This window comes from Streptococcus oralis (assembly GCF_001578945.1).
Classification (GTDB): domain Bacteria; phylum Bacillota; class Bacilli; order Lactobacillales; family Streptococcaceae; genus Streptococcus; species Streptococcus oralis_Q.
The window spans coordinates 441184-443608 of sequence record NZ_KQ969551.1; the positions used below are offsets into that span (position 1 = coordinate 441184).

A 2425-nucleotide genomic window follows, 5' to 3' on the forward strand; every position below is an offset into this window, starting at 1 on the left:
CCCAGCTGTTTCTTGGCCATATCGTTAATCATAGTAATCTGACCACGGCGATTGGTTGCAAGAACTCCATCTGTCATATAAGAAAGAATACTGTTGAGCCTTTTTGTTTCTTGCTCCAGATTTTCCTGGGTCAGGCGGATTACCTCAGATAAGTCATTGAGATTATTGGTGATATTGGTAATTTCTGAACTGCCTTGCATGTCTAAGACTTGAGAATAATCACCTGCAATCAGGTTCTTAACCTTTTGATTTATCTGCTTTAGACGAATATTGTCTCGACGATTTTCAAGCAACAGCAAGGTTATCACTAGAATAAAACCAAGCAAAATCAGAATAAAGATAAAATCACTGGTCAGAATAGTTTGTCTAATATCTTCAATCATTATTTCTCATATAGTATCCTACACCACGACGTGTGAGGATATACTCTGGACGGCTTGGTGTGTCTTCAATTTTTTCACGCAAACGTCGGATAGTCACGTCCACTGTACGAACATCTCCAAAGTAATCATAGCCCCAAACAGTCTCAAGCAAGTGTTCACGCGTAATCACTTGACCAATATGAGACGCCAAGTGATACAAGAGTTCAAACTCACGGTGGGTCAAATCTAATTCCTCACCATATTTCTTAGCCACGTAAGCATCTGGAACGATTTCCAAATCACCAATTTGTAAAGGCTGCGTCTTCTTCTCGTCTGACTCGTGATTATCTGCTGAAACTAAATCTGTCCGACGAAGGAGAGCCTTAACACGCGCCTGCAACTCACGATTCGAGAAAGGCTTAGTCACGTAATCATCTGCCCCTAGCTCTAAACCAATAACCTTGTCAAACTCGCTATCCTTAGCTGATAGCATGATAATCGGCACACTACTGGTCTTACGAATAGCTTTAGCAACTTCTAAACCATCAATTTCAGGTAGCATTAAATCTAAAATAATGATGTCCGGTTGTTCCACTTCAAATAACTCGATTGCTTCACGACCATTGAAGGCTGTTACAACTTCATATCCTTCCTTGGACATGTTAAACTTGATAATATCTGAGATTGGTTTCTCATCATCTACAACTAATATTTTTTTCATATGTTCACCTTTTCTTTATCTATTATAACAAAAAAATGTAAAGAAGGCACAAATGGCTAATATCGGCTCTCATCTTCAAGAACTGTTTTATAGGCTTGCCAAATCTTTTGTTGAGGTTTGGCAAATGGATAATCAGAAAACTCCTGTGGAGAAACCCAACGAACCTCTCTGTCTGAAAACTGTTTCGAATCTGTCACCCGACCCGCTAGGATTTGAATATGCCATTTTCGATGACTAAAGACATGCTTGACTTGATCAAATACTTGATGGGACCAATTAACTTCTAAATCATAGTCCTGCTCAAAACTTTCTTGAGGACTAGGACCCAAAGCCACACTTTCTTCAGATACTTGATTAAAAAGGTCAAACTGCGCCTCCTGAGAAAAGTCAGCCACTTCAATCAAAGGGAAATGCCAAAAACCGGCTAACAAGTTTTCACTTTCATTTTTCTCAAGTAAAAACTGACCTTGGTCATTGCTCACAACCAGCGCTTTGAGATAAATTGGCATGGGCTTTTTCTTGGGTTCTTTGATTGGATAACGAGCCATAGTCCCATTCTGATAAGCAGCATTGAAGTCCTTTACGGGACTCGCTTCTGGTCTGGGGTTGACAGGCGCCTCTATATCAGAACCCAAATCCATCAAAGCTTGGTTAAAGTCTCCTGGTCGTTCTGGATCAATCAAGATTTCCATCATAGCTTGGAAAATCTTCCGATTGCTGGGAACTCCGATATCATGATTAACCTCAAACAAACGTGCCAAAACTCGCATGACATTGCCATCAACTGCTGGCTCGGGTAAATTAAAAGCGATACTGGAAATTGCTCCCGCAGTATAGGGACCAATCCCTTTTAAACTAGAAATTCCTTCATAGGTGTTTGGAATTTTTCCTCTAAAGTCAGCCATAATCTGCTGAGCTGCTTTTTGCATATTGCGAACTCGGGAATAATAACCCAAACCTTCCCAAGCTTTCAGCAAACGCTCTTCAGAGGCATTCGCCAGACTTTCAACAGTTGGAAACCAGTCCAAGAATCGTTCGTAGTAGGGAATGACTGTATCCACTCTGGTCTGCTGAAGCATGATTTCAGATACCCATATATGATAAGGATTTTTACTTCGGCGCCATGGTAAATCCCGTTTGTTTTCATCGTACCAGTTGAGGAGCTTCTCGCGGAAAGAGGAAATCTTCTCCTCCGTCCACATGTCAACACCGTATTCTTTCAAATCTAACATATATCTAGTATAACATAGAAGCTTCTAACTGTCCTTTTCTCAGTACTAAAAAACCTCTTCCCATGGGAAAGAGGGCTCTATAATTTCTATAGTGGGTAAATCCACTTTGG

At 40.6% G+C, this 2425-nt stretch carries 2 protein-coding genes and 1 pseudogene; all 3 read right to left on the reverse strand.

Annotation, left to right across the window (positions count from 1 at the left end; all coding sequences use genetic code 11):
• Positions 1–383, reverse strand: a pseudogene (locus SORDD16_RS04810) (cell wall metabolism sensor histidine kinase WalK); the annotation flags it as partial.
• The gene (yycF, locus tag SORDD16_RS04815; RefSeq protein ID WP_061452564.1) at positions 376–1083 is read right to left on the reverse strand and encodes a response regulator YycF; all 708 of its coding nucleotides are present in this window, start codon (positions 1081–1083) and stop codon (positions 376–378) included. The gene yycF and the pseudogene SORDD16_RS04810, both read right to left, overlap by 8 nt.
• A 56-nt stretch (positions 1084–1139) precedes the next feature.
• Positions 1140–2315 (reverse strand): A/G-specific adenine glycosylase, encoded by a 1176-nt coding sequence (gene mutY / locus SORDD16_RS04820; protein ID WP_061452565.1) that lies wholly within the window; start codon positions 2313–2315, stop codon positions 1140–1142.
• Between the last annotated feature and the right edge of the window lie 110 nt (positions 2316–2425).

Coding starts and splice junctions, on each gene's coding strand:
- yycF (WP_061452564.1), bottom strand. CDS start 1,083: ATGAAAAAAATATTAGTTGTAGATGATGAGAAACCAATCTCAGATATT.
- mutY (WP_061452565.1), bottom strand. CDS start 2,315: ATGTTAGATTTGAAAGAATACGGTGTTGACATGTGGACGGAGGAGAAG.